18 protein-coding genes are annotated in these 19,184 nt (G+C 70.1%); 8 read left to right on the plus strand and 10 right to left on the minus strand.

The genetic code is table 11. From position 1 onward, the window contains the following. Nucleotide 1 precedes the first annotated feature (1 nt). A complete protein-coding gene (locus N0B31_RS12900; RefSeq protein ID WP_260592042.1) occupies nucleotides 2-1,126 on the plus strand; it encodes a FecCD family ABC transporter permease in 1,125 nt (374 codons plus the stop codon). Beyond that, the gene (locus tag N0B31_RS12905) at nucleotides 1,123-1,872 is read left to right on the plus strand and encodes an ABC transporter ATP-binding protein (RefSeq protein WP_260592043.1); all 750 of its coding nucleotides are present in this window, start codon (nucleotides 1,123-1,125) and stop codon (nucleotides 1,870-1,872) included. Before N0B31_RS12900 ends, N0B31_RS12905 begins: the two co-directional genes overlap by 4 nt. Nucleotides 1,873-1,908: 36 nt before the next feature. Here the strand turns inward: N0B31_RS12905 and N0B31_RS12910 are convergent, their stop codons facing one another. From N0B31_RS12910 to N0B31_RS22615, 3 genes are all read right to left on the minus strand, one after another. Further along, the gene (locus tag N0B31_RS12910) at nucleotides 1,909-2,568 is read right to left on the minus strand and encodes a histidine phosphatase family protein (RefSeq protein ID WP_260592044.1); all 660 of its coding nucleotides are present in this window, start codon (nucleotides 2,566-2,568) and stop codon (nucleotides 1,909-1,911) included. Between the two features lie 28 nt (nucleotides 2,569-2,596). Then, the gene (locus N0B31_RS12915) at nucleotides 2,597-3,283 is read right to left on the minus strand and encodes a histidine phosphatase family protein (protein WP_260592045.1); all 687 of its coding nucleotides are present in this window, start codon (nucleotides 3,281-3,283) and stop codon (nucleotides 2,597-2,599) included. A 120-nt stretch (nucleotides 3,284-3,403) separates the two neighbouring features. After that, the gene (locus N0B31_RS22615; protein WP_368389183.1) at nucleotides 3,404-4,720 is read right to left on the minus strand and encodes a twin-arginine translocase subunit TatC; all 1,317 of its coding nucleotides are present in this window, start codon (nucleotides 4,718-4,720) and stop codon (nucleotides 3,404-3,406) included. 102 nt (nucleotides 4,721-4,822) lie between these two features. On the opposite strand from N0B31_RS22615, the gene N0B31_RS12925 reads away from it, so the two are divergent. The 3 genes from N0B31_RS12925 (at nucleotide 4,823) to N0B31_RS12935 (ending at nucleotide 8,823) form a co-directional block, all read left to right on the plus strand. Continuing rightward, the gene (locus N0B31_RS12925) at nucleotides 4,823-7,834 is read left to right on the plus strand and encodes a twin-arginine translocase subunit TatC (RefSeq protein WP_260592046.1); all 3,012 of its coding nucleotides are present in this window, start codon (nucleotides 4,823-4,825) and stop codon (nucleotides 7,832-7,834) included. A 93-nt stretch (nucleotides 7,835-7,927) separates the two neighbouring features. After that, complete coding sequence (locus N0B31_RS12930) at nucleotides 7,928-8,113, plus strand: ribbon-helix-helix protein, CopG family (protein WP_260592047.1); 186 nt, start codon at nucleotides 7,928-7,930, stop codon at nucleotides 8,111-8,113. Next, the gene (locus tag N0B31_RS12935) at nucleotides 8,110-8,823 is read left to right on the plus strand and encodes a queuosine precursor transporter (protein WP_260592048.1); all 714 of its coding nucleotides are present in this window, start codon (nucleotides 8,110-8,112) and stop codon (nucleotides 8,821-8,823) included. Before N0B31_RS12930 ends, N0B31_RS12935 begins: the two co-directional genes overlap by 4 nt. Nucleotides 8,824-8,828: 5 nt before the next feature. Here the strand turns inward: N0B31_RS12935 and N0B31_RS12940 are convergent, their stop codons facing one another. Next, nucleotides 8,829-9,287: a hypothetical protein gene (locus tag N0B31_RS12940; protein ID WP_260592049.1), complete on the minus strand. Its 459-nt coding sequence runs from the start codon at nucleotides 9,285-9,287 to the stop codon at nucleotides 8,829-8,831. Nucleotides 9,288-9,346: 59 nt separating this feature from the next. After that, on the minus strand, nucleotides 9,347-10,105 hold the full coding sequence (locus tag N0B31_RS12945; protein WP_260592050.1) for a 23S rRNA (uridine(2552)-2'-O)-methyltransferase: 759 nt from the start codon (nucleotides 10,103-10,105) through the stop codon (nucleotides 9,347-9,349). 149 nt (nucleotides 10,106-10,254) lie between these two features. Here N0B31_RS12945 and N0B31_RS12950 point away from each other — a divergent pair, with 149 nt between their 5' ends. Then, on the plus strand, nucleotides 10,255-10,971 hold the full coding sequence (locus N0B31_RS12950) for a hypothetical protein (protein ID WP_368389242.1): 717 nt from the start codon (nucleotides 10,255-10,257) through the stop codon (nucleotides 10,969-10,971). 124 nt (nucleotides 10,972-11,095) lie between these two features. After that, nucleotides 11,096-12,487 (plus strand): PAS domain-containing sensor histidine kinase, encoded by a 1,392-nt coding sequence (locus N0B31_RS12955; RefSeq protein ID WP_260592052.1) that lies wholly within the window; start codon nucleotides 11,096-11,098, stop codon nucleotides 12,485-12,487. A gap of 37 nt (nucleotides 12,488-12,524) precedes the next feature. Here N0B31_RS12955 and pepF read toward each other — a convergent pair whose 3' ends face one another. After that, nucleotides 12,525-14,315: an oligoendopeptidase F gene (gene pepF / locus N0B31_RS12960; RefSeq protein WP_260592053.1), complete on the minus strand. Its 1,791-nt coding sequence runs from the start codon at nucleotides 14,313-14,315 to the stop codon at nucleotides 12,525-12,527. 100 nt (nucleotides 14,316-14,415) lie between these two features. Here pepF and N0B31_RS12965 point away from each other — a divergent pair, with 100 nt between their 5' ends. Continuing rightward, the gene (locus N0B31_RS12965) at nucleotides 14,416-15,759 is read left to right on the plus strand and encodes a M28 family metallopeptidase (protein WP_260592054.1); all 1,344 of its coding nucleotides are present in this window, start codon (nucleotides 14,416-14,418) and stop codon (nucleotides 15,757-15,759) included. Here the strand turns inward: N0B31_RS12965 and truA are convergent, their stop codons facing one another. From truA to hisS, 4 genes are read right to left on the minus strand one after another with little or no spacing between them, the layout of a single operon-like run. After that, complete coding sequence (gene truA, locus N0B31_RS12970) at nucleotides 15,760-16,566, minus strand: tRNA pseudouridine(38-40) synthase TruA (RefSeq protein WP_260592055.1); 807 nt, start codon at nucleotides 16,564-16,566, stop codon at nucleotides 15,760-15,762. Between the two features lie 24 nt (nucleotides 16,567-16,590). Further along, on the minus strand, nucleotides 16,591-17,088 hold the full coding sequence (locus N0B31_RS12975; protein WP_260592056.1) for a cupin domain-containing protein: 498 nt from the start codon (nucleotides 17,086-17,088) through the stop codon (nucleotides 16,591-16,593). A 44-nt stretch (nucleotides 17,089-17,132) separates the two neighbouring features. Next, on the minus strand, nucleotides 17,133-17,723 hold the full coding sequence (locus N0B31_RS12980) for a hypothetical protein (protein ID WP_260592057.1): 591 nt from the start codon (nucleotides 17,721-17,723) through the stop codon (nucleotides 17,133-17,135). 54 nt (nucleotides 17,724-17,777) lie between these two features. Further along, entirely contained in the window at nucleotides 17,778-19,094 is a 1,317-nt protein-coding gene (gene hisS, locus N0B31_RS12985; RefSeq protein ID WP_260592058.1) for a histidine--tRNA ligase, read from the minus strand. Nucleotides 19,095-19,184 lie beyond the last annotated feature (90 nt).

Below are 19,184 nucleotides of genomic sequence, written 5' to 3' on the forward strand. Positions count from 1 at the left end.
AGTGTCCGACGCCGACACACCCGGCACGACGGCCGGGGGGTCGCTCGCGGAGAGCGGCGACACCGAGGGGGCCACGGCCCGGAACCCCGTCACCGCCTACGAGGAGCGCGTCCACCGGAAGCTCCTCGTCGTCGGAGGCCTCCTCGCCGTCCTCCTGAGCCTGTCGGCGTACGCACTCCTGACCGGTCCCATCGAGGTGCCGCTCCGGTCGCTCCCCGGCATCCTGCTCGGCGGGCAGGGTGGCACCCCCGCGCGAGTGGTCTGGAACATTCGCCTACCGCGCATCGCGGCGGCCGTCGGCGCCGGGTTCGGCCTCGCCGTCGCCGGGACCGTCCTCCAGAGCCTCCTGCGGAACCCGCTGGCCTCACCCTACACGCTGGGCATTTCGCAGGCCGCGGCGTTCGGCGCGGCCGTCGCCATCGTCGTCTTCGGTGCCGGCTCCTCGACGACGAGTTCCGCGCTCGACTGGGTGCCGTACCTCGTCACGGCGACGGCGTTCGCCGCGGCGATGTGCTCGACGGCGGCCATCCTCCTCGTCGCGCGGTTCCGCCCGGCCACCCCCGAGACGCTCGTGCTGACCGGCATCGCGCTCGGGGCGTTCTTCGCCGCCGGCACCTCCGCGCTGGAGTACTTCGCCACGAACGTCCAGCTCGCGGCGCTGGTGGCGTGGAAGTTCGGCACCGTCTCCGGCGCGACGTGGGACGCCAACCTCGTCCTCTGGGTGACGGCGGCCGTCGCCGGCCTCTACTTCGTCCGGCGCGCGTGGGCCTACGAGGTGCTGGACGCGGGCGACGACACGGCCCGGTCGCTCGGTGTCGACGTGACCCGCGTCCGCATCACGGGGATGATCGTCGCCTCGTTCCTGACGAGCGTCGTCGTCTCGCTGTTCGGTGTCATCGGGTTCGTCGGCCTCGTCGTCCCGCACATCGTCCGACGCATCGTCGGCGGTGACGAGCGGTTCCTCGTCGTTGCCGCCAGCGTCGCCGGGGGCGCCCTGCTCGTCGCCTCGGACCTCGTCGCTCGCACCGTCATCGCACCGGTCGTCCTCCCCGTGGGTATCGTCACCGCCTTCGTCGGCGTGCCGCTGTTCCTCTACCTCATCGTCAACGGGAGGGAGTACTGGTGATCGAACTCGACGCGGTCACGGCGGGCTACGACGACCCGGTCGTCTCCGACGTCTCGTTCGACGTGGAGCGGGGCGAACTGGTCGCGCTGCTCGGCCCGAACGGCGTCGGGAAGTCCACGCTGTTGCGGACCGTCCTCGGCCTCCGTGACCCGCTCTCGGGGACGGTCACGCTCGACGGCGAGGACGTGGCGACGCTGGAGCGGACCGACGTGGCCCGACGGCTGGGCTACGTCCCACAGTCCGAATCGGGAGGGCTCCCCTCGACGGTGTTCGAGACGGTGCTCACGGGGCGGAAACCGCACACCTCGTGGCGGCCCACCGCGGAGGACCGCGAGGTGGTCGGCGAGGTGCTGACGGAGGTCGGTATCGACGACCTCGCGATGCGACCCCTGACGGACCTCTCGGGGGGGCAGCGCCAGCAGGTCAGACTGGCACGGGCACTCGCCCAGCAGCCGGCGGCGCTCGTCCTCGACGAACCGACGAGCAGTCTGGACCTGCGCCACCAGTTCGACGTGCTGGACCACGTCGCCCGCCTCGCCGACGAGGGGCTCGCGGTGCTGTTCGCGCTCCACGACCTCGAACTGGCGACGCGATACGCCGACCGCCTCGTCTTCCTCGCGGACGGGGAGGTGGCGGCCGTCGGCGGTCCCGAGGTGGTCACCTCGGATCTGGTCGCCGAGGTGTACGACATCCGCGCCCGCGTCGTCGACGTGGAGGGCCACCGGGTCGTCCTGCCGGACCCCTGACCCCGAGCCTGCCACCGGGTCGCCGTCGCCCGCCGGCTACTCCTCCGCGGCCCGCCCGTCCGCGTTCCCGAACGCCCCGTCGATAGCGTCGCCCTCGTCCCACTCGGTGACGTTCTCGCGGACCACGCGGGTCGTCCCGTCGTGGTGAAACTCGTTGACCCCGCAGTTCGACTGGGAGTGCTCGAGGAGCGCCGTCTCGACGTCGAGGGTCTTCACGTGTCCCAGCAGGAGATAGATGGGCCCACCGTGCGTGACGACCAGCACCGTCCCGTCGCCGCCGTCGAGGACCTCGCGCCACCCGTCGACCACCCGGTCGCGCATCTGGAGTATCGACTCGCCGCCCTCCGGTACCTCGCTCGCGGCACGGACCGCCGCCTCGCCCAGCGCGAACTCCGGGAACCGCTCGTGGATGTCGCCGTAGGAGAGTCCCTGGTAGACGCCGAGGTCACGCTCGCGCCACGCGCTGTCGAACTCGACGGGAGCGTCGACGTGCTCGCCGACGTGCTCGGCGGTCTGGCGGGTCCGTAGGAGGTCAGAGGCGACCACGCGGTCGAACGCGTACTCGCGGGCGAGGTAGCGGCCCACACGGTCGGCCTGCTGGCGACCCGTCTCGTTCAGCGGCACCGGGGCGTGCCCCTGCATCCGCCCGTTCAGGTTCCAGTCCGTCTCCCCGTGTCGGACCACGACGACTCGCATTCGCTCGGCGCTAGGGTGGGCCGACGTATCACCGTTCCCCTCGCATCCGGTCCTCGGTGCTCGGGTCCGGGTCTTCGGTGTCGCCCCCGTCCGCGGCCACCCCGTCCGGGCGGAGGTTCGTCCGCACCACCTCGGTCCCGTCCCCGTCCACCCGGAGTTCCGCCACCGAGCCGTTCGAGGCCCACCCCTCGCCGAGCGTCGAGAGGAAGTCCCGGTCCTCGACGTGCGCCAGCAGGGCGAAGATGGGCCCGCCGTGGCTCACGACGAGCGTCGTCCCCTCGTCGTGGCGGCCGGTCAGCGCGTCCCACCCGGCCAGCACCCGCTCGCGCATCTCGAGGAACGACTCGCCGCCGGGCGGGGTGGCGCGGGCGCCGTGGATACCCGAGTGGAGCAGCGAGTACTCCGGGTGGCCGCCGTAGGCCTCCTCGACGGTGAGTCCCTGTAACTGCCCCATCGAGCGCTCGCGCCACGCCCGGTCGAACGTCGGGTCGTGGTCCCAGCCGGCCGCGTGGAGCGCGTGGACCGTCGTCTCCCTCGTCCGCCGGAGGTCCGAGGCGAACACGCGGTCCACGTCGTACTCGGCGGCGAGCAGTCGCCCGGCGGCCGCCGCCTGCTCGACCCCACGGTCGGTCAGCGGCGTCGGCGCCCACCCCTGAACGCGGTTCTCGGTGTTCCACGTCGACTCGCCGTGGCGCAACAGCAACACGGTGTGCACGGCTGGACTACGGGCGATGGCGACAAAGCGTCAGCGTTCGCGGGGGGCGGTGGCGAACCGGCGGCGGTCGTGGTGCCGTCCAGTGTCAGCGAGCGTGGGCGGCCGTGGTGCCGCCGACCGTCACCGCCCGAACAGCGCCTCGCGCCCCCGTTTGGTCCACTTGTCGAGGAACAGCGTCCCCTCGAACAGGGCGATCATCGTCGCCGCGACGAGGATGGGCGCCATCCCGGTCGGGTCGGGCGCGAACAGGAACGCGATGCCGACGAACGCCCCCCAGAAGTAGAGGCGCCGGTCCGCCATCCACCGCCGGGAGACGATGCCCATCATCAGCGCCAGCGCCACGAACAGGGGGATCTGGAAGATGAGCGCGAACCAGCCGAGCATCAGGACCATCAGGTCGAACGTCTCGGTCAGGCCGAACGCGATCTCCGCGGCGTTCTCCGTGTAACCGAGGAAGTACGTGAACAGGAACGGGAGGACGAGGAAGTACGCGAACAGCACGCCGACGGTGGCGAGCACGAGGCTCGTCGGGACGCTCGCGAGGTAGTAGCGGCGCTCCTTCGGGTAGAGCCCGGGGCGCATGAACAGGTACGTCTCGTAGACGAAGACGGGGAGGCCGACGACGAAGCCGGCGAGCGTCGCCACCTTCAGCCGGGCGAGGATGAGCGCCAGCGGAGCGTACACCCGCGGTTGGGGCACGTCGCCGACCACCGGCCCGGAGTTGAGGATTGAGTACCAGAGGAAGTTGATGATCTCCGCGCCGAACGGGAAGACGATGCCGCTGACGATGGCCATCACGACGAGGACGACGCCCAGTCGGCGGACCATCTCCTCGATGTGGTCGGCCAGCGGCATCTCCTGGTCGCTGGCCGGGCCGTCGTGGACGAACTCCTCGTCCGCACCGGGCGTCTCGAACTCCGACCCGGCAGTGCCCGTGCCGTCGGCGTAGCCGCCGTCGGACTTGGCCTCGCCCGGCGACTCCGGCTCCGAGTGCGAGTCCGGCTGCTCCGCCTCCGGGTCGACCGGACTCTCGTACTCGGGGGGCTCGAGTTCGACGTCGTCGAACTCCTCGTCGGCGTCGGCCGGGTCGTCGGCGTCGGACTCGTCGGGCAGGTCGTCCGTCGCGTCGGCGTCCGCTCCCTCGTCGCTCCGGTGGTCGCCGACGGCGTGCGGCCAGCCCTGTCCACCCGTCGGGTCCCACGCCGCCTCCAGTTCCTCGATGTCCTCCTCGGAGAGGTTCTGGCCGAACCCCTCCTCGTAGTCGTCTTCCTCGGGGTCGTAGCCGGCCGTGTCGGGCGCCGAGTCGGTCGCCGACGCCTCGTCGGCTCCGTCGGACGCCGCCGCCGGCGCGTCTTCCCCGTCGGTGCCGTCGGTGGCACCGTCGCTCCCGTCGGACGTGTCCGGGGCTGGCGGCTCGTCCGACGACTCCTCAGCCATTGGGTACGATTGGGTTCCTATCGCTTGTAAGCCTTTTCTGTCGGTTCCCGCGCGAGCGTGTGACGTGAAAGATTGATAGTCGGGAGTTCGCTACAGAGGGGTGTGTCTAGTGCGCTCGACGAGGACGTGGTGCGGACGGTAGACAACGGCCGTGAGACGCTCGGTGCGATGATCGGTGCCGCGCAGAGCCACCTCCGCAAGGTGTTCATCGTCTTCGTCGTCGGCCTGATCGGGACCATCTACGCCCTGCAGGAGTTCATCTGGGCGCAGATGAAGGCCGACCTGAACGCCAACCCCGACATCCAGATCGTCGCGGTCACGCCGTTCGACGTCATCCTGCTCCAGGTCAAGATCGGCCTGGTCGTCGGGGCACTCCTCTCGCTCCCCCTGCTCGTCTACTACGCTCGCCAGCCCCTCCGCGAACGGGGGCTCTGGGTCCCCGACCGGCTCGACGTCTCCGTCGGGGGCTACGTCGCCCTCGCGCTCGTGAGTCTCGGCCTCCTCGTCGGCGGCATCGCCTACGCCTACTTCCTGTTCTTCCCGCTGATGCTCGACTTCCTCGCCTCGAACGCCACGAGTGCCGGCTTCGAGCCGACCTACAGCATCGTGATGTGGGCGCAGTTCATCTTCCTGCTCTCGGTCTCGTTCGGCCTCGCCGCCCAGTTGCCGCTCGTCATGTCCGGACTCTCGTACACGGACGTCGTCCCCTACGAGACGTTCCGCGACAAGTGGCGCTACGCCGTCATCGGCATCTTCGCCTTCGGCGCGCTGTTCTCCCCGCCGGACCCGTTCACGCAGATCATGTGGGCCGTCCCGCTGCTGTTCCTCTACGGCCTCTCGCTGGGGCTGGCCCGCATCGTCACCACCGCCCGCGTCTCCAGCGAGGCCATCGGCGTGCGGACGCTGGCACGCCGACGCTGGAACCTCCTCGTCGGCGCGTTCGTGGTCGTCGCCGGTGGCACCTACCTGCTCGGACAGGCGCTCTACGCCGGCCGCTTCGACGCCACGCTCCAGCAGTTGCCCGCCCCCATCCGTCCCGGCCTGTTCGCCCGTGACCTCCTGTTCGGCCTCCCGGTCGACGGCGTCCTCGCCGTCGTGGGCGTCCTCCTCGGCCTGCTCACCGCCGGTGCCGTCGTCGTCGTCCTCCTGTTCACCGAACTCGAGGAACTCCCGTCGCCCGAGGAACGACGCCGCGGGCGGGCCCGCGCGGCCCCCGCCAGCACCGGGACGCCCGCCGCACTCGACGTGGGGGCACTCGACGTCCACGGCGTCCGGGCCGCGCCCATCGAACCGTTCGTCGAGATGACCGAGGACGAGGCGCTGGCGCTCGCCCGCGAGGCGATGGACGACGACGACCCGGACAAGGCCGAGGCCCTCCTCGACCGGTTCGACGAGGCACAGGCGATGGTCGAGGCCAACCCGGAGGCCAACGGTGCGACGGCGGCGGCCGCCAATCGCGTCGGCGAGGACGGCGAACTCGAGGACTCGGAGGCCGCCAAACCGGCGACCCCGAACCCCACAGCCGAGGACCCGGCCGACGTCGAGATCGTCGGGCTGACCGCCAGCGGCGTCCGGAACGCCCCCGACGAGGTGTTCGCCGAGATGACCGAGGACGAGGCCGTCGACCACGCCCAGCAGGCGATGGAAGCGGGCAACGCCGAGAAGGCCGAGGCCATCTTCGAGCGGTTCGACGCCGTGCAAGAGCGCATCCGCGCCGAGGGTCCGACCGGGACGTGGGGCGAGTCCGCCGAGGGGTACGGCGCGGTCCTCCGCCTCGGCGCCTCGCGGGTCGACTGGCGCGGCCGGTTCGGCGCCGTCTGGAACCTGCTGGCCGTGCTGGCCGTCCTCGTCGGCGGCGGGGTCTACCTCGGCGTCTCGCAGGGCGCGGTGACGCTCCCGCCCGCGCTGGCCGATATCGCCGGCCCGACGGTGCTCGGGGCGGCGCTCGGCGTCCTCGCGGGGGTGCTCGTCGCCGGCCTCGTCGCCGGCGGCCTCGCGGCGCTCTGGGCCTACCGCGCCGCGACCGACGCCACCGCTGTCGACTTCGCCGTACTCACCGTCGAGGAGGTCCGTGACGCCCCGTTCGCCGCGTTCTTCGGGACGCTGGAGGGCGACGTGGACCGCGAGGCCGAGGCGCTGATCCGACGCGGGGAGTCGGAGAAGGCCCAGGCCCTGTTCGACCGGTACGAGGAGGTCGAGTCCGAGCGCGAGAACACCGAGACCCGTCGGCGCGCCTCCCGTGGCGCCAACGATGGCGGCGTCTTCTCCCGCACCGGCGCCGGGATGGCGAGCGCGTTCACCGACGACGACGTGGACGACGACGACATCGGCGGCTACTACTACGACCTCGCGTTCATCTTCGACTCCATCACGTCGAAGACGTTCTGGCTGGTCGGCTGGTTCATGGCCGTCCTCGCCCTGACGTTCGTCACGCTCTACCAGGGCGGTATCGGCGTGCTGAAGAACCAGTTCTACGCGCGCCTGCCCGCGAGCGTCCAGCCCGACAGCGTCCAGCTGGTCACGCTCCACCCGGTCGAGGCGCTCATCTTCGAGATCAAGGTCTCGACCATCATCGCCGCCGTCGCCACCCTGCCGCTCCTGCTCTACTACGTCTGGCCGGCGCTGAAGGAACGCGGGTTCGCCAGCGGCGACCGGAACGTGCTGGTGACGTGGGCGGGGACGCTGTTCGGCGGCCTCCTCGTCGGGAGCGTCGTCGGGTTCCTGTTCGTCGCCCCGACCATCATCTCGTGGCTCGCGGCCGACGTGGTCCAGAACGAGATGCTCATCCGCTACCGTATCAACAACTTCGGCTGGCTGGTGTTCTTCACCACCGTCGGGGTCGGGTTGATGCTGGACATCCCGCTGTCGATGTGGCTGTTCCACCGCGGCGGGCTGGTCCCCTACCGCTCGATGAAGGCACGCTGGCGCGAGGTGACCATCGCCGTCCTCGCGGTGGCGGCGCTCGCCTCCCCGAAGGGCATCTTCACGATGTTCCTGCTCGGCGTGCCCATCATGGCGTGCTACGGGCTCGGGCTGGCGATACTCCGGCTCTACGTCGCCGTCAGCGGCGACGAGGGACGCCCGCCGCTCCTCAGCGGGCAGGAGGCGGACTGAGCGACGACCGAGCGAGGAGGTACCACGGCCCACCCCGCTCGGCGCGCGTGCGAGTCGGGGCAGTGATAAGTAATCGCCACGGAACCCTCCGGTATGCCCAAGATAAGCGTCGAGATACCGCAGGAGTTGCTCGACGACCTCGACGACCACGTCGGAGACGACGGGAAGTTCGTCAACCGGAGTGACGCCATCCGGGCGTCCATCCGGAAGACGCTGGACCTGCTCGACGAGATCGACGAGCGCCACGGTCGACTGGCCGAGGAGGACGACGACGCGTGAGCGCCCAGCAGGACATCCCGTTCGGGGCGACGGTGCTCACGGCGGTGTTCGTCACCGCGCTCGTCACCGCCCAGCTCACGGCGGCGAAGGTGCTCGCGTTCCCCTCACCCGTCTCGCTCCCGTTCTCCGGGGCGACGCTCGTGCTCCCCGGCGCGGCGCTGGCGTACGCGCTCACGTTCTTCGCCTCGGACTGCTACGCCGAACTCTACGGCCGGTGGGCCGCGACCCGCCTCGTCAACACGGCGTTCGTGATGAACTTCGTCGTGCTCGGGCTGGTGTTCACGACCATCGCGGCGCCCGCCGCCCGGTCGAGCATCGACCCCGCCGCGTTCGAGCAGGTGCTCGGCGCCTCTACGAACATCGTCGCCGGCTCGCTCGTCGCCTACCTCGTCAGTCAGAACTGGGACGTGTTCGTCTTCCACGCGCTCCGGGACGCCACGGACGGGGAGTACCTCTGGCTCCGCAACGTCGGGTCGACGGCCACGAGCCAGTTGCTAGACACGGTCATCTTCGTCGGCATCGCGTTCTACCTCCTGCCGAACGTCGCGGGCATCGGCCCGCAGCTCCCGACGAGCGTGGTGCTGGGGCTGATGGTCGGCCAGTACGTTCTGAAACTCGGCATCGCCGTCCTCGACACCCCGTTCGTCTACCTCGTCGTTCGAGCGGTCCGGGGGAGCGAAGCCGGCCACGAGAGCCCGATTCTGGGGTAGTCTCTTCAGACGACCAATCCAGACAAGCTGAGGAAGGTCACAATAGCAATCAGGATGAGAATCCACGAGACAGCCACGAGCTTCCGAATTCGGTTATTCCGTCTCCCAGTGTCTTCCAGCTTGGTGGCATACATATCTACTACTTCTTCGTCCGAGAACTGGCCGTCACGGATGTCGCGAACGTCTTGACCATCGCTCCCGAGCCACCAACTGATAGAAAGATATCCGTAGACACCAACACCTAGTCCGGCAGTCAGTAGCACCAGCGACGCCACCATAGCGTTACCCCCTCCCGCGTAGGCCGGGAGACGGCTTGCACCCACAAGGAGGGTTCCGAGCAGCAGCGTCGTTTTGATAGCGTCCACACAGTCGTTAGAGAGGCTCTCCGAGTGCGAAACCATCAGACTGAGAGTCCGCCTCCCCTCCTCCAGAGAGCGTTCCACGCGGTGGTCGCGTTTGCTCATTGAATCCTCATTTAGAAGGAATAGTAATGGGCCTGACGGGTACAGTGAGTTGGTCGTACTCAGTCCACCCGCTCCGCGAACCCGAACCGCGGTTTCACGTCCACCACCGTCACCTGCACCTCCTCACCCGTCTCCGTGCCGGGGACGAACAACGTGAACCCCTCCACCTTCGCGATGCCGTCGCCCTCGCTGCCCACGTCCTCGATGGTGACCGCCAGTTCGTCGCCGGTCCGGACCGGCGCCGTGAGGTGGTTCTTCGCCACGAGGAACAGCTCCGAGGAGGAGTCTCGTGAGGCCTCGGGGTGGATCGCCCGGACGTACTCGAACTCCGCCTCCATGTCCGTCCGAAGTCGGCCCGTGTCGGGACCCTCGAACACCTTCACCGCGAGGTCACCGCCACCCTCGAGGACCTCCAGCGCCGTCTCGAACGCCTGCCGGGCGAGGTACACGGAGCGAGCGTGGTCGACGCTGTACTCGCCGGTCATGTTCGGCGCCATGTCCGAGAGCACCACGTCGGCCTTCCCGACCCGCTCGACGACCTCGGCGCGCGTGTCCTCGTCGGTCATGTCGCCGCGGATGGTCTCCACGCCGTCGATGTCGTCGATGCGCTGGAGGTCCACGCCGAGGACGCTTCCGGAGTCGCCGACGAGCTCCGTCGCCACCTGGAGCCACCCGCCGGGGGCGGCCCCGAGGTCGACGACGGTGTCACCGGGCTGGACGATGCCGGTCTCCTCGTGGAGTTGTTTGAGCTTGTAGGCGGCGCGAGAGCGGTAGCCCTCCTGTTTCGCGCGGTTGTAGTAATCGTCCTTGCGAGTCATTCGTTGGGAGCAGTTGTCTGTGTGGCCTGATACGCCCTTCGGGACGGGCGGGGCCGTGCCGCGCCTCGGCACGGAGATAGATTTAACAGACGGCGTCCGGTCGGTCTGCATACATGTCGACCAGTACCATCCGTGGGACCGTCAGCGGGCTGGGGTATCGGGCGAATCCGGCGTTCGCCGCCGGGGCGGTGGGCGTCGCCGTCGTCGCGGTGGTGTACGCGCTCACGACGGCGACCGTCCAGCACCACACCTACGTCCACGTGATGACGGGCGTGCTCTGGACGGGCACCGACCTGTTCATGGGCGCGGTGCTCGGGCCGGTCATCGGTGGCCTCGACGAGGAGCAGAGCGCGGCCGTCTTCCAGCGACTCACGCCGAAGACGGCGTTCCTGCTCCCGTCGCTGGCGTTCGTCACCATCGCCACGGGAATCACGCTCGCCCAGCGACTGGGGCTGTTCCCGAACTCGGAGGCGTGGCTCGCGCTGTTCACCGCCGTCAACCTGATTCCCGTGTTCCTGCTGCTGGGCTGGCGGCTGGATGCGTGGCGCGACCGGCGCTGGCAGGCCGCCTTCGCCGTCGTCACCGTCGGGTCGCTCGCGTGGGTCGGGCTGACCGTCGGGGACCTCCAGCCGACGAACGAACTCGTCTTGCTCGCACTCGGTCTCGTCACCGTCCTGTCGGTGCAGGGCTTCGGCTTCCTGCTCCCCGGTGAACTCCGGATGTTCCGGCAGATGGTCTCCGAGGACCCGGACACGAGCGTCATCAACGCTATCGGTCACCAGAACGCCAAACTCGGCGGCGTGCAGGGGCTGTTCCAGCTCGCGCTGATACTCGTGATGGTCTACCTCCGGTACGGCGGCGTCTGAACGTCCTGGCGGGCGCGACGGGCTCAGGTCGTGGCCCGACGGGAGCGCGAGAGTCGGCGGCTGTGCGGGCCAACACGGTTAACCGCGCTGGCGGCGAGGGGTCGCCAGTGCGACCACCAGCCGTATGACCCAGACAGCGTCGATGGGCGTGTTGCTCGACCACGCTCAGGACATCGTCGTCCTCCTGGACGAGACGGGGACCTTCACGTACGCGAACGCGGCCGTCGACCGGAACCTCGGCTGGGACCCGGAGACGCTCGTCGGCGAGAGTGCCTTCGACTACGTCCACCGCGAGGACTTCGACGACGTGGCCGAGACGTTCCGGCGGACCATCGAGAGCGACTCGTTCGCCGAGCGGACGGTCGAACACCGGTTCCGGGCCGCCGACGGCTCCTGGGTCTGGCTCGAGAGCCGGATGTCGAACCTGACCGACGAGCAACTGGAGGGGTACGTGGTGAGTTCGCGCGACATCACGGACCGGGTGGTGGCCCAGCGCGAACGCCGGGAGACCGCGGCTCGCCTCCGAGAGATCGCGGCCACGACCGGCGACGTCCTCTGGATGTTCGACGGCGACTGGTCCGAACTCCTGTTCGTCAACCCCGCCTACGAGGCGATATACGGGGGGTGCATCGACGAGCTGGAGCGCGACCCGCAGTCGTTCCTCGACACCGTCCACCCCGACGACGTGTCTGCGGTCGAGCTGGCGATGAGACGACTCTCCACGGGCGAGGCCGTCGACGTGGAGTACCGGGTGGACCCGGAGACGGACTACGGGACGTGGGTCTGGGTGCAGGCGCAGCCCCTCGTCGTGGACGACGAGGTCGTCCACATCACCGGGTTCGCCCGCGACGTGACCGACCGCCGGCGTCGTGAGCGACAACTGCGCGTGATGGACAACCTCCTCCGACACAACCTCCGCAACGACCTGAACGTCATCCAGGCCCACGCCGACCTCGTCGGGAACGGGGAGGCCGACGTGACCGAGTCGGTGGCCGTCATCCGCCGGACCGCCGACGCCCTGCTGGCGAGCGCGGAGAAGCAGCGTGACCTCATCGCCTACCTCACCGGTGACGTGACCCCGGGGCGGGTCGACGTGGCGGAGATGGCAGCACGGGCCGCCAGCACCGTCCGCCAGCGGTTCCCGGCGGCGGCGATATCGGTGGCGACGCCGGACGCCGCCCCCGCCGTCGCGCTGGGCGAGGTGGAGTTCGCCCTGACCGAACTGCTCGAGAACGCGGTCCAGCACGCCGACGACTCGCCCGAGGTGACCGTCGAGGTCTCGGTGGACGCCGACGCACTCACCGTCACCGTCGCCGACCGCGCCAGCCCAATCCCCGAGTTCGAGTCGAGCGTCCTCGCGGGCGACCACGAGATGTCCGACATCTACCACAGCACTGGACTGGGGCTGTGGCTCGTCTACTGGGTGGTCGACCTCTCGGGCGGTCGTGTCGCGGTGGAGGAGCGGGCGAGCGGTGGGAATCGGGTCGTCGTCCACCTGCCGGCCGCCGGGGACTGAGAGAAGAGGGCAGGCGAGGCGCCGAGGCGCCGGGCGTTCAGCTCAGCTGCTCGAACTCGCCGAGCAGGTCGTCGTAGGCGTCGATGGCGGCCTCGACGGGGGCCGAGGAGGCCATGTCCACGCCGGCCCCACGCAGGAGTTCGAGCGGGTACGCACGGGACCCGGACCGGAGGAACTCGAGGTACGCCTCGGCGGCGGACTCGCCCTCGGCCTCGATGTTCTGGACGATGGCGTTCGCCGCCGAGATGCCGGTGGCGTACTGGTAGACGTAGAACGAGTAGTAGAAGTGTGGGATGCGCATCCACTCGCGGGCGATGCGCTCGTCCACGTCGGCCGGCGCGTAGAACTCCGCCTTCAGATCGCCGTACACCTCGTCACAGACGTCCGGGGTGATGGCCTCGCCGGCCTCGCTCAGTTCGTGGACCTGCTGTTCGAAGTCCGCGAACATCGTCTGTCGGAACAGCGTCGAACGGAACCGCTCGAGGTACTCGTCGAGGACGTGCCGGCGAAGGGTCTCGTCCTCGACCGTCTCGAGCAGGTGGTTCGTCAGGAGCGCCTCGTTGACCGTGGAGGCCACCTCGGCGGTGAAGATCTCGTAGCCGGAGTAGACGTAGGGCTGGTGCTCGCTGGTCAGCTCCGAGTGCATCGAGTGGCCGAGTTCGTGGGCCAGCGTGTAGAGCGAGGTCACGTCGTCCTGGTAGTTCATCAGGATGAACGGCTGTGAGTCGTAGGTCCCGGAGGAGTAGGCGCCCGAGCGCTTGTTCTCCGTCTCGTAGACGTCGACCCAGCGCGACTCCAGCCCCTCGGCCATCCGGGACTGGTAGGCCTCGCCGAGCGGTTCGACGGCCTCGACGACCCACGCTTTGGCCTGCTCGTACTCGATGTCGGGGGCCTTCGAGTCCGTGAGCGGGGCGTAGAGGTCCCACATCTTCAGTTCGTCCACGCCGAGGCGGTCACGCTTCAGGTCGGCGTGGCGGTGGAGCACCGAGAGGTGCTCGTGGACCGCCTCGACGAGGTTGTCGTACACCTCCGTCGGGACGTTCGGGCCGTCGAGACTCGCCTCGCGGGCGGTGTCGTAGTTCCGCGCGCGAGCCATCTTCACGTCCTTGCGCACGGAGTTCTTGAACGCGGTACCGATGGCGTTCCGGTAGTCGGCCCACTCGTCGTAGAACGCCTCGTAGGCCCGCTGGCGGTAGTCCCGGTCCCCGTGTTTCTGGATGACGGTGAAGTTCGAGAGCGTGATGCGCTTCTCCTCGCCCGCCGGCGTCTCGATGGCGGGGAACGTCATGTCCGCGTTCGTCAGCATGTTGTAGACGTCACCGCCGGCACCGGTCACCTCCGAGAGGTCGGCGAGGAGTTCCTCCACCTCGGGCGAGCGGGTGTGCGGTTTCATCCGCAGCACGTCGTCGAAGTAGTGCTCGTACCGCTCCAGTTCGGGTTCCTCGTCGACGAACGCGTGGAGGGCAGAGCGGGTCGACTGCTGGAGTTCGGGCTCGACGAACGAGGCCGCGGAGGAGGCCTGCGAGCCGAGCGACTGGGCGCGGGCCGAGAGCGCCTGGTACTGCTGGTTCGCGGTGTCCTCGTCGCTGCGCATCCGGGCGTAGGCCGAGACGTTCGACACCTCGCGCATGAGCTCCTCGCGGAGTTCGAGCAGTTCCAGCAGGGTGTCGGCCGACTCGGTGACACGGCCCTCGTAGGCGCGCAGGTCGTCCAGTCGGTCCTCGACGCGCTCGTAGGCGTCCTCCCACGCCTCGTCGTCCGCGTACATCGACTCGAGGTCCCACTTGTACTCCTCGTCCAGTTCGCTCCGGTCGGGAACCGTACTCATGCACCCGGATTCGGGGTCACGGCGTGTAAACACATCGGGAGGACCCCGGACCCAGCCGCGCTACCCGACCGCTCTTTGTCCACGCGCCCCTCGGCCCGCCATGGACGACACCGCCGAGCGACTCCTCGGGTTGGCATTCACCGACGCCTACCCGGCGTCGTTCCTCGCGGCCCTGACAGACGTGGAGAACCGGATGGGCGGGCACCCCGGCGAGCGACGGGCGGCTGGCATCGTCGCCGACGCCCTCGACCAGTCCGTCGGCGGCGCCCGCGAGGAACCGTTCGACATCCGTCGGTGGACCCGCGGGGCGACCGACCTGGCCGCCGGTCCCGCCACCGGCCGGACGCGACAGTTCGACGCCGTCGCGCTCCCGTACTCGCCGCCTGCGGACCTCCGGGCGCCGCTGGTCGACGCGGGCTACGGCACGCCCGCCGAACTCGACGACGTCGACGTCAGCGGCGGTATCGTGCTGGCCGAGCAGGGTGGCGAGGGTGACCGGCACGCCCACCGGATGGAGAAGTTCGGGCACGCCGCCGCCGCGGGCGCCGAGGCGTTCGTCCTCGTCAACGACACCGAGGGGAGCCTCCCGGTCACCGGCACCCTCCGGTTCGGCGACGAGGCGGCCATCCCCGGCATCGGCGTCTCGTACGAGACGGGCGAGCGACTCCGGCGCTACGCCGCGGACGGCGGCGAGGCGACGCTCCGCGTCGACGCCCGGACCGAGGACGGCACCGCGCGGAACGTCGTGGCGACGAATCCGGGGGCCGGCGAACGCGAGGGGACCGTCCTCGTCGTCGCGCACTACGACGCACACGACGTGGGCGAGGGAGCGCTCGACAACGGCTGTGGCGCCACCATCCTCGTCGAGACGGCCCGCCTGCTCGCTGACGTCGACCTCCCGAGCGACGTGACGTTCGCCGCCGTCTCCTGCGAGGAGACGGGGCTACTGGGGAGTCACGCGCTCGCCGACGAACTCGACGTCGGGGACCTGCGAGCGGTCGTCAACGTCGACGGCGCCGGCCGGGCACGCAACCTGAAGGCGTACACGCACGGCTCCGAGGCGGTCGAGTCGCTGGCACGCGACGTGGGCGTGGCCGCCGACCACCCCGTCGCCATCGAGACCCGACCGCACCCCTACAGCGACCACTGGCCGTTCCTCCGTGCGGGCGTGCCGAGCCTCCAGTTGCACAGCCGGCCGGCCGACGACCACCAGCAGTGGGGACCGCGCGGCAAGCCCGTGGTCCACACCCGCGCCGACACCTTCGACAAGGTGGAGGTCCGCGACGTGCGCGAGCACGCCGGCCTCACGGCGTTGCTGGTCCGCGAACTGGCCCGGCGCGAGCGCCCGCCGCGGCTCGACACGGCGGTCCTCGCCGAGCAGTTGCGCGAAGCCGACGCCGAACACGGGATGCGCGCGGCCGGCGTCTGGCCCGAGGGCTGGTAGTCACTCGACGTCGAGCGCGTCGCCGACGGTGCCGAACGTCCGGGCACGCGTCGCGGCGTCGACCCGCCGCTCCTCGAACACCTCGCGGGCGCTCGCGGCCGCCTCGCCGTCGACGACGAACGAGCAGTCGGGGTAGGTCACGTCGAGGAGCACCAGCCCCGCTGGAGGGGCCGGCGGGACGCCGTCCGCACCGGAGAGCGGGTCGGGCGCGAGCACGCGGTCGACGAACGAGACCGGGCGCTCGCCGCGGGCGACGAGTGCCACGAGCGAGACGACCCGGCGCACCAGTTGCCGGGCGAACCCCTGCGCCCGCAGGTCGAACGTGAGGAACGCGCCGTCGCGCTCGACCGAGACGGCGAGGTCACGGACCGTCCCCTCGGCGTCGAGTGTGAGGTCGTGGAAGTCGTGGCGACCGGAGAGTCCGTCGCAGGCCGCGCGAGCGCGGGCGTCGTCGACCGCGTCGGCGGGGGCGTAGAGGTGGTAGCGGTACACTCGCTCGGTCGCGTCGTAGCGCGCGCTGAACCCCTCGTCCACGTCGGCGTGTGCCCACGCCCGTATCGACGCCGGGAGCCGACTGTTCAGCGCACGCGGCGTGAGCCACTCGGGCGCCGCGAGCGCGACGGTCTGGGCGAGCGCCGAGACCCCACGGTCCGTGCGTCCGGCGGCGGCGTACCCCTCGGGTTTCCCCTCCGCGACGCCGAGGTCCGCGAGCGCGCCGAACAACTCGTCCTCGACGGTCTGACCGTGTGGCTGGCGCTGGAAACCGCGGTAGCAGGTGCCGTCGTAGGCGAGGCGGTAGGCGCGCACGACTCTGGGGACGGCGGGGAGGGCTTAGTCGTTGACGCCACCGAGGTCGGCCCCACAGCCGGGGCAGACGAACCGCTCGTCGTCGAGCCGGGCGTCCCGGTCGTGGTCGCAGTCGGGACAGGCGTCGGGGACCGGCGGCAGGCGGTCGAACGGGAACCGGAGGTCGTCGCTCCCCGGTGGGGCCCCGATGGCGAGCAGGGTCGCGGGGCGGTCGCTCGCGTTCCGCCCGCGCTGGAGGTCGCCGGGCGTGAATCGGACCGCCTCGCCGGCCGCGACGGTCAGGTCGACCGTCTCCTCGTCGCCGAGCGGTCGGGCCTCGAAGGTGACCGCGCCGTCCAGCACGACGAACACCTCCTCCTGGTCGCCGTGGCCGTGGAGCGTGTCTGCCAGCGCCTCGCCCGGCCCGAGCGTGTAGCGGTTGAGCGCGACGTCGGTCGCCCCGAGCGCCGCCCCGACCTCGCGGCGCGGTGCCGCGTCCGGGAGGTCGACGGCGTCGACATCGTCGACACGGACTCGGTTCACGACTGGCGTCGGCCGCCCGAGGGGAAAAGTGCTGTCGGGGGGCGTCAGGCCGAGGCGTCCGACCCACCGCCCGCTCCGTCGCCGCTACCGCCACCGAACCCACCGTCCGCGTCACTCACGTTCCGCGCCCACGGCGCGTATCTGGTCTCGGGCGCCAGCCCCCGCGTGGCCCCGGAGCTGTCCGAGTCGGCGTAGTGCCCACTCACCAGCACTCCGTCGTAGGTGACGAGCAGCGTGTAGCGGTCGGTCACGTCGTCGGTGAGGTTCACCGTCGCGTTGTAGCGGGTCTCGAGGTAGCAGTCGGGCGTGCCCGAGCCCCCCCGGCGCTCGACGTCGAGGACGTACCGGTGCTCGCCGATGCGCTCGAAGTCGGCAGAGAGGTCGGTGGCGTTCGACCGGACCGGGACGGTCGTGTTCACCGAGAGCTTTCGCCCGCCTGCGACCGGGCGGGAGACGGTCGAACTGTTCGACGTGCGAGCGTCGCCACAGCGGGTGTCGAACGTCTGGAACGAGCCGAGTTCGGTCGCCCCGAACGCGGGGTCGGTGGGTCCGAGGCCGGTCAGCGCGCTACAGCCGCTCGTCACGAGGAGGGCGACGAGGGCGACTGCCGCGAGGCGGCGCTTCGGTGGGACCATACCGGGGCTACCGGAGCCGCCCCGAAGTAGTCACCGGAGGCCCAAACGGGCGTTTTACCCCTCGTAGTCCTCGTACGTCGGGCGGCCCTCGCTCGGCGGGAACGAGTCGAGCGGCGCCTGTGTCTGGTCGCCCGTCCCCATGTCCTTCAGCGTGACCACGTCGTCCGCGAGATCGCGCTCGCCGACGATGACCACCGTCTCGGCCTCGATGCTGTCGGCGTAGCCCATCTGCGAGCCGAACCCGCGGCCCGAGAGGTCCGTCTCGACGACGTGCCCGAGCGCGCGCAGGTCGCCGGCGACGTCGGCGGCGACGTCGAGCACCTCGTCCGAGTCGCCGGCCGTGAGGACGTAGTAGTCCGTGCTGATGGCCTCCTCGGGGAAGACGTCGGCCACCTCCAGCAGTTCGGGCAGTGTGGAGTTCATCACGCCGACGGCGAACCCGACGGCCGGGGTCGGCTGCCCACCGAACTGTTCGATGAGGTCGTCGTAGCGCCCACCGCCGAAGATAGACCGGGAGACCCGACCCTTCGCGTCGAAACACTCGAAGACGACGCCGGTGTAGTAGTCGAGGCCGCGAGCGGTCTCCAGCGAGACGGTGCAGACCTCGCGGGCGCCGAGGCGCTCGGTCTCCGCGAGGACGTCCCGGAGGTTCTCGACGGCGTCCTCGACGCGCTCGGTGCCCGCGAACTCGACCAGTTCGTCGAGGTCACCGCGGGTGAGGAGTCGGTCGAACTCCTCGGCCTCCGCACGGGAGAGGCCGGCCTCGGTCAGCAGGCCGTAGTACTCCTCGGTCTCGATCTTCGCGGACTTGTCGACCGCGCGGATGGCGGCCTCGGTGTCGACCGCGTCGTCCATCGACTCGAACAGGCCGCCGAGGATGTCGCGGTGTGAGACCCGGAACTCGAACTCCTCGGCCGGGAGGCCGAGTTCGCGCATCATGTCCGCGGCGACGGCGATTATCTCGGCGTCGGCCCGCGGGTCGTCGGTCCCGAAGGTGTCGACGTTCGTCTGGTAGAACTCGCGGAACCGGCCCTGCTGGACCTGTTCGTAGCGCCAGAACGGGCGGGTGGAGACCCACTTGATGGGCTTGCTGAGCGCCTGCTGGCGGGCGACGACCATCCGCGCTACCGTCGGCGTGAGTTCGGGCGTGAGCGTCACCATCCGGCCACCCTTGTCCTCGAAGGCGTACAGTTCCTCGACGATCTCGTCGCCGGACTTGTCGGTCCACATCTCCGCGCGTTCGAGCCGTGGCGTGCCGATCTCGCGGAAGCCGTAGCGACGCGTCACCGCCTCCACGCTGTCGATGACCGCGCGGTGGGCGGCCATCTCCTCGGGGTAGAAGTCACGGAACCCCTTCAGACCCTGGTACATACCCGGCCTTCTCGGTGGGTGGTCTGTAACCTTACGGTCCCGTGTCGCCCCGTCACGCGACGGCTGGCTGGGGACGGAGAACCGCTCCGG

The sequence above is a fragment of the Salinirubellus salinus genome (genome assembly GCF_025231485.1).
GTDB lineage: Archaea > Halobacteriota > Halobacteria > Halobacteriales > Haloarculaceae > Salinirubellus > Salinirubellus salinus.